The organism is uncultured Stenotrophomonas sp. (assembly GCF_945952405.1).
Lineage (GTDB): Bacteria > Pseudomonadota > Gammaproteobacteria > Xanthomonadales > Xanthomonadaceae > Stenotrophomonas.
In genome coordinates this window covers 106,906-113,359 of sequence record NZ_CAMFIA010000012.1, presented here as the reverse complement: position 1 = coordinate 113,359, position 6,454 = coordinate 106,906, and the positions used below count along the sequence as shown (strand labels likewise).

Annotated in this window: 9 protein-coding genes; 1 reads left to right on the top strand and 8 read right to left on the bottom strand. The window is 68.8% G+C overall.

Annotated features, from left to right (window positions below; all coding sequences use genetic code 11):
- Window positions 1–152: 152 nt before the first annotated feature.
- Genes Q0P60_RS13860 through surE form a run of 4 tightly spaced genes read right to left on the bottom strand, consistent with a single transcriptional unit; the run spans window position 153 to window position 3,021 of the window.
- A complete protein-coding gene (locus Q0P60_RS13860) occupies window positions 153–938 on the bottom strand; it encodes a peptidoglycan DD-metalloendopeptidase family protein (protein WP_294994403.1) in 786 nt (261 codons plus the stop codon).
- Entirely contained in the window at window positions 935–1,549 is a 615-nt protein-coding gene (locus tag Q0P60_RS13855) for a YqaA family protein (RefSeq protein ID WP_294994400.1), read from the bottom strand. Before Q0P60_RS13855 ends, Q0P60_RS13860 begins: the two co-directional genes overlap by 4 nt.
- Window positions 1,550–1,567: 18 nt before the next feature.
- The gene (locus Q0P60_RS13850; protein ID WP_294994397.1) at window positions 1,568–2,245 is read right to left on the bottom strand and encodes a protein-L-isoaspartate(D-aspartate) O-methyltransferase; all 678 of its coding nucleotides are present in this window, start codon (window positions 2,243–2,245) and stop codon (window positions 1,568–1,570) included.
- On the bottom strand, window positions 2,242–3,021 hold the full coding sequence (surE, locus tag Q0P60_RS13845; protein ID WP_294994394.1) for a 5'/3'-nucleotidase SurE: 780 nt from the start codon (window positions 3,019–3,021) through the stop codon (window positions 2,242–2,244). Before surE ends, Q0P60_RS13850 begins: the two co-directional genes overlap by 4 nt.
- Before the next feature lie 209 nt (window positions 3,022–3,230).
- On the opposite strand from surE, the gene Q0P60_RS13840 reads away from it, so the two are divergent.
- Window positions 3,231–3,770 carry a Smr/MutS family protein gene (locus Q0P60_RS13840; protein WP_294994392.1) on the top strand — a complete coding sequence of 180 codons (540 nt, stop codon included), beginning with the start codon at window positions 3,231–3,233 and terminating at the stop codon, window positions 3,768–3,770.
- A 72-nt stretch (window positions 3,771–3,842) separates the two neighbouring features.
- On the opposite strand, the gene truD is transcribed toward Q0P60_RS13840, so the two are convergent.
- The 4 genes from truD to ftsB are packed head-to-tail and all read right to left on the bottom strand — an operon-like array spanning window position 3,843 to window position 6,451.
- Window positions 3,843–4,874 carry a tRNA pseudouridine(13) synthase TruD gene (gene truD, locus Q0P60_RS13835; protein ID WP_294994389.1) on the bottom strand — a complete coding sequence of 344 codons (1,032 nt, stop codon included), beginning with the start codon at window positions 4,872–4,874 and terminating at the stop codon, window positions 3,843–3,845.
- The gene (ispF, locus tag Q0P60_RS13830; RefSeq protein ID WP_294994384.1) at window positions 4,871–5,368 is read right to left on the bottom strand and encodes a 2-C-methyl-D-erythritol 2,4-cyclodiphosphate synthase; all 498 of its coding nucleotides are present in this window, start codon (window positions 5,366–5,368) and stop codon (window positions 4,871–4,873) included. The genes truD and ispF overlap by 4 nt, the downstream gene beginning before the upstream one ends.
- Before the next feature lie 34 nt (window positions 5,369–5,402).
- Complete coding sequence (ispD, locus tag Q0P60_RS13825; RefSeq protein ID WP_294994381.1) at window positions 5,403–6,101, bottom strand: 2-C-methyl-D-erythritol 4-phosphate cytidylyltransferase; 699 nt, start codon at window positions 6,099–6,101, stop codon at window positions 5,403–5,405.
- Window positions 6,098–6,451, bottom strand: a complete 354-nt coding sequence (gene ftsB / locus Q0P60_RS13820) for a cell division protein FtsB (protein ID WP_294994378.1) — start codon at window positions 6,449–6,451, stop codon at window positions 6,098–6,100. Before ftsB ends, ispD begins: the two co-directional genes overlap by 4 nt.
- Between the last annotated feature and the right edge of the window lie 3 nt (window positions 6,452–6,454).

The following is a 6,454-nucleotide window of genomic DNA, read 5'->3' as shown; positions in this document are numbered from 1 at the left end:
CGATCAACGCGCCGGCAGGTACTGCTGCGGGTCGACCGGCTTGCCGTTGTAGCGGGTGAGCCGACGGCGCTTGCGGCCCATGGGCCGCGCCGCCGGCGAACGCCCGGCGCGCTGCGCCGGGCCGGGGATCCGCCCAGAGGGCGAATCGGCGATCAACGCGCCGGCAGGTACTGCTGCGGGTCGACCGGCTTGCCGTTGTAGCGGATCTCGAAGTGGACCATGTCGCGGTTCGCACCGGTGCGGCCCATCTCGGCGATCTGCTCACCGGCCTTCACGCTCTGCCCTTCGTTCACCAGGCGCTTGCGGTTGTGGCCATAGGCCGACAGCCACTGGTCACTGTGCTTGATGATGATCAGCTCGCCGTAGCCGACCAGGCCGGCGCCGGAGTACACCACCACGCCATTGGCTGTGGCCTTGACCGCCTGGCCGCTGGTGCCGGCGATGTCCACGCCCTGCTTGGTCGCATCGCCAGCCACATAGCGACCGACGATCGCGCCATCGGCGGGCCAGCGCCAGGCGATGTTGCTCTTCACCGGACCGACCGGCGCCGGGGTCGGCGTGGCGCTGCCGCCAGTGCTGCCACCGGAACGCGGCGGCGTCACCACCGTGGTCGGCGCACGGCCACCGCCAGCCCCCTGCGGGTACAGGCGGATCACCTGGCCGGGATGGATGGTCGAGGGATTGTCCAGATTGTTCCAGGCAATCAGGTCGGCCGGGGTGATGTCGTGGATGCGGGCCAGCGCATAGATGGTGTCGCCCTTGCGCACGACCACGGTCTGCCCCGGCTTGGGCACCGAGGTCTTCGGGGTGGTCACGCCACCACCGGCGCTGCCGCCGCCAGGGCGGACCACGGTGGCGGTGCCGCAGGCGGCCAGGGTGGAAACCAGCAACGCCAGCGCGCCGATGCGCACTCCCTTGCTCAGACGATCAGGACTCATGCGAACTTCGACCTCCATACAAGCCAGGCGATCAGCACCACCACCAGCGCGGTGGCGATCCAGCCCAGCGGTTCAATCCAGCGGCGCAGCGCCGCTTCGGCACGTGCACCACCGATCCGGATGACCGCGGCCAGCACGAACACGCGCTTGCCACGACCGATCAGCATGCTCAGCAGGTACTGCGGCATCGGTACGCCGACGATACCCGATGCCCACGTGAAGACCTTCATCGGGATCGGCATGAAGCCGCCCAGCACCAGGAAGGTAAACACCGCCCACGGCGACTCGGCCATCTTTGCCTGCACCGTGGTGATGCCCTGCTCGATCGCCGGCAGCATGCCCATCACCTCGAACAGCGGCTTGATCGCTTCGAAGGCGTAATGGCCCAGCGCGTAGCCGATCAGCGCGCCGACCATCGAGCCAGCCAGGCTGAGGGTGGCGAACCACCAGCCGCGCTTGGGCTGGGCCACGCACATCGGCGCCAGCATCACCTCCGGCATCACCGGGAAGATGATCGCTTCGAAGAAGCTCAGCACCGTCAGGTAGGTCGGCGCACGCTCGTGTGCCGCCCACTTCATCGCCCGCTCGTACAGCGGCCCGAAAATCTTCATGCAACCCTGCTCCGTGGATTAGTCGAGCATGCCAGACAGCAACGGCACGAACGTGACCGGTGCCAGCACGCGTTGTTCAATGCTGCCGTCGGCCCCGCGGTCCAGCTGGACCAGCGACTGCGCCCCGGGCCCACCGACCGGCGCCACCAGGCGGCCGCCTTCGGCCAGCTGTTCGACCAGGGCGTCGACCAGCGCCGGCGCGGCCGCAGTGACCACGATGGCATCGAACGGGCCATGCTCGGCCCAGCCGACCCGGCCATCGTCATGTTTGGTGCGGATGTTCATGCCCAGCGCGCGAAAGCGCTTGCGTGCCTGCCGCAGCAGGTCGCCGATGCGTTCCACGGTGTAGACCTCCAGGCCCAGCGCACCGAGGATGGCGGCCTGGTAGCCGGAACCGGTACCCACTTCCAGCACCCGCTTCGGCGCAACCTGCAGCACCGCCTCGGTCATCCGCGCAACCACCCACGGCTGCGAGATGGTCTGGCCGTGCCCGATCGGCAGGGCGGTGTCTTCGTAGGCCCGCGAGGCCAGCGCCTCGTCGATGAACAGATGGCGCGGCACCACGCGGATCGCGTTCAAGGTGGGCTCGTCGACGATCCCTGCTTCGCGCAGCCGATCGACCAGGCGGTCGCGCACGCGCTGCGAGGTCATGCCGATACCCACGGCTTCCGGCTGCAGGCGCAGGCGTGGACTCATGCCGGCTGGTCCAGCGCGGCGCTGAGGCCGCCAACCCAGCTGGCCACCTTCTCCAGCGCCTGGTAGCGGGTCAGGTCGACCTGGATCGGGGTGATCGAGATATGGCCGGTGCGCACCGCATGGAAATCGGTGCCGGGGCCGGAGTCCTGCTCACGACCGGCGGGACCGATCCAGTACACCTCGTTGCCGCGCGGATCCTTCTGCGCGATGCACCCTTCGGCGCGATGACGGTTGCCGAGCCGGGTCACTTCGAACCCCTTGACCTCACTCCACGCCAGGTCCGGTACGTTGACGTTGAGGATGGTGTCCGCCGGCAGCGGGTCGGCCTTGAGCCGGGCGACGATCTCCACCGCGGCGCGCGCGGCGGTCTCGAAATGGCGGGGATCGTGGTTGCGGCTGACCAGCGAGACCGCCACCGCCGGCAGCCCCAGGAAGCGACCTTCCATCGCCGCCGAAACGGTGCCGGAATAGATCACGTCATCGCCAAGATTGGCGGCGTTGTTGATGCCGGACACGACAATGTCGGGCTCGAATTCCAACAGGCCGGTCAGCGCCAGATGCACGCAGTCGGTCGGCGTACCGGCCACCGACACGGTGTAATGGTCGATGCGCTTGAGGCGGATGGGCAGGTCCAGGGTCAGCGAGTTGCTGGCACCGGAGCGGTCGCGGTCGGGTGCGACCACGGTCACTTCGTGGCCGGCCTCGCGCAGCACCGAGGCAAGCATCCGGATACCGGCGGCGTCGACGCCATCGTCGTTACTGACCAGGATTCGCATCTTCGATTTAACCGCTTGATTTTCCAAGAATTCGATTCCGTCACCGTGCAGTGTGGGCGGGACCGTCGTACTCCCCTGCGGAAGCCGTCGACCCTGCAAGGGCATCGTCTATTGTGCCGCATGCGAGCCGCCGGTCCTACCCTGTCGGCGGTCACGGCCGACATCGAACCGTCATAGGCAGACCTGCGCCGGCGGTTTACCCTGTGCGCATGCCACACCCTGAAGACGAAGATCCGGCGGCCTTGTTCCGTGCAGCCATCGGCGAAGTGACGCCGTTGCGCAAGGATGCCGAGCCGGCCCCGGCCGCCCCGCGGCCGAAGCCGCGCGCGCGCATGGCCGAACGTGACGAGGCCGAAGCGGCCGGCGAGTTCGCCCGGCTGCTGCGCGACAGTGCGCCGCTGGAGGCCGGCGACGTGGCCAGCTACCGCCGCGAGAATCTGCCGCCACGCCTGTTCCAGCGGCTGAAGCGCGGGCAGTACTCGGTACAGGACGAACTGGACCTGCATGGCGCGACCGCCGCGCAGGCCGAAGCGCTGCTGCGCCAGTTCATGCTGGAAGCGCATGCACACGAGTATGGCTGCGTGCGCATCATCCACGGCAAGGGCCTGCAGTCCGATGGCGGCGCGCCGGTACTGAAGAACCTGGTCGACCGCCTGCTGCGGCTGCGCAACGACGTGCTGGCCTTCCACTCGGCACCGCCCGGACAAGGCGGCACCGGCGCCGTACTCGTACTGCTGGCACACCGCTGAAAAAAAGGGGACGGAGGGGATTAAGTCGTTTGTGCCACAAACGACTTAATCCCCTCCGTCCCCTTTTTTCTGTCAGGCCTGCGAGGCGTCTTCGACGGGGCCGAGCTCGTGCAGCACGGCGGTGGCGTAGCAACCCGGCGGCAGTGCGAACGACAGCTCCAGCACGTCATCGGCCAGCCACTGGTGCTGCAGCAGCGCCGGGCGCAGGCGCAGCGCGCGGCGTTCCTGCTTCAGCCGCGCGTCTTCCAGGCCGGCACGCAGCGCCATTGATTCCTCGTCCTGCAGTACCGCCAGCTCCAGCGCGCGCGCGGCGTCGGCACTGCGCAGCTCGCCTTCGCCCCACAGTGGCGCGCTCGGATGGATGTCGAAACGCGCCAGGCGCTCGGCCAGCACATCGGTATACGGTTCGGGGCCGAACACGCTGCGGCTGCCATCGAGCATCCACACTTCACCGTCCAGCGGCTGGTCCCAGCTGCCCTGCTCCACGCGTGCGGCCAGCACGCGATTGAACAGCGCCGAACGCGCCGCCGACAGCAGCAGCGAGCGCTGGTCCTTGCGCATGCGACGGCCACCGAACATCGCCAGCGCGGCCGGAACATTGCCACCGTCACGCCCGAAGCGCTGCTCACCGAACCAGTTCGGCAGGCCGCGCGCACCCATCTGCTGCAGCCGTTCGCTGATCGCCGCGGCATCCCCGCGCACCTCACGCAGCACCAGCCGGAACCGGTTGCCGGCCAGCGCACCGCGCTGCAGCTTGCGGTTGTGCCAGGTGGCCTCGAGCACTTCGATCTCGTCACTGGCCAGCGCCGCCAGGTCCGGCGCCACGCGCTTGGGCAGGTGCACGCTGAAGCGCTGGGTGGTGACCGCGTGGCGATCCTTCATACCGGCGTAGCTCACCGCCATTTCCGGCAGGCCGGCCCACTGCGCCAGCAGCTTGGCCACGTGCACGGTATTGGCGCCGCGCTTGCGGATGTGCAGCAGCAGATGCTCGCCTTCGCCCGTGGCCTCGAAGGCCGGCAGTTCGTCGACCTGGAAATCTTCCGGCGTCGTGCGGATGCGCGCGGTCAGCAGCGGCGCACCGAACGCCAGCGGTACCGGGATCATGCCGCCACCAGCAGTACGACGGCCTGCGCGGCGATGCCTTCGCCCCGACCGGTGAACCCCAGCTTTTCGGAGGTCGTGGCCTTGACGCTGACCGCATCCAGCGGCAGCTGCAGCAGGGAGCCGATGCGCTCACGCATGGCCAGCGCATGCGGGCCGACCTTCGGCCGCTCGCAGATCACGGTGATGTCGGTGTTGCCGACGCGCCAGCCGCGCTCGCGCAGCAGGCTGTCACAGTGGCGCACGAATTCGCTGCTGTCGGCGCCCTTCCAGCGATCGTCGCTGGGCGGGAAGTGCTGGCCGATGTCACCCAACGCCAGCGCGCCGAGCATGGCATCACACAAGGCATGCAGGATCACATCGCCGTCGCTGTGCGCGAGCACGCCGCAGCTGTGCGCCACGTTCACTCCGCCCAGCATGATGTGGTCGCCTTCACCGAAGGCATGGACGTCGTAGCCCTGGCCGATGCGGACGGGCGGGAACGGAGCGGTGCTCATGGATGCAACCCTTGCAGCAGGGCCGCGCGGGCAGTCAGCCGGCGCGGCGGGAAAGTACGAATTCGAACCGGTCGAGATCGGCCGGGGTGGTGACCTTGAAGTTGTCCTCGCTGCCTTCCACCAGCAGCGGGCGCTGGCCCTGGCGCTCCATGGCCATGGCTTCGTCGGTGACTTCAACACCGGCGGCCGCCGCCTCGGACAGCGCGCGGCTGAGCTGGTGGCGGCGGAACAGCTGCGGCGTCAGTGCGCGCCACAGGCGCTCGCGTGGCTCGGTGCCATCGATGCCGCCATCGTCGCCCGCACGCTTGAGCGTATCGCGCACCGGCGCGGCCAGGATCGCCCCGACCGGATCGGCACGGCCGACTTCCAGCAGGCGACCGAGATCGGCCAGCGACAGGTTGGGCCGCGCGGCATCATGGACCAGCACGAATTCATCGGCGCGTACCGTGTCCGGCAACGCCTGCAATCCGGCCAGCACCGAGGCGGCACGGGTGGCGCCGCCGATGCAGGTCAGCACCGGCTTGCCGGCCCACTCACCCCAGCCCGGCCAGTCGGCGTCATCCTGGCCGATCACCACCATCGCCCCGGCCACAGCCGGGTGCGCCAGCAGCGCGTCCAGGGTGTGGGCAAGCAGGATCTGCCCGCCCGCCTGCAGGTACTGCTTGGGCAGCGGTGCACCAAAGCGGGCGCCACGGCCGGCGGCGGGAACCACCACCCAGATCGCGGCGCTCATGGCACGTCCGCCGGGTGTTCGCCGGCCTGGGCACTGGCCCCGGCCGCAGCCTGCGCCGGGGCAACCGGCGCATCCTCGACCACGCGATAGAACTTTTCGCCCGGCTTGATCATGCCCAGCTCGCTGCGCGCGCGTTCTTCGATGGCGGACTGGCCTTCCTTGAGGTCCTTCACTTCAGCAGCCAGCGCGTCGTTGCGCTGCTGCAGGCCCTCATTGTCCCGCTCCTGGTTGGTCACCTGCGCTTCGAGCATCATCACTTCACCCGAATTGCCCGGACCGAACCAGAAGCGGTACTGCAGCCAGCCCAGCAGCAGGGCCAGCACCAGCAGCATCCAGCGCCAGTCGCGCATCAG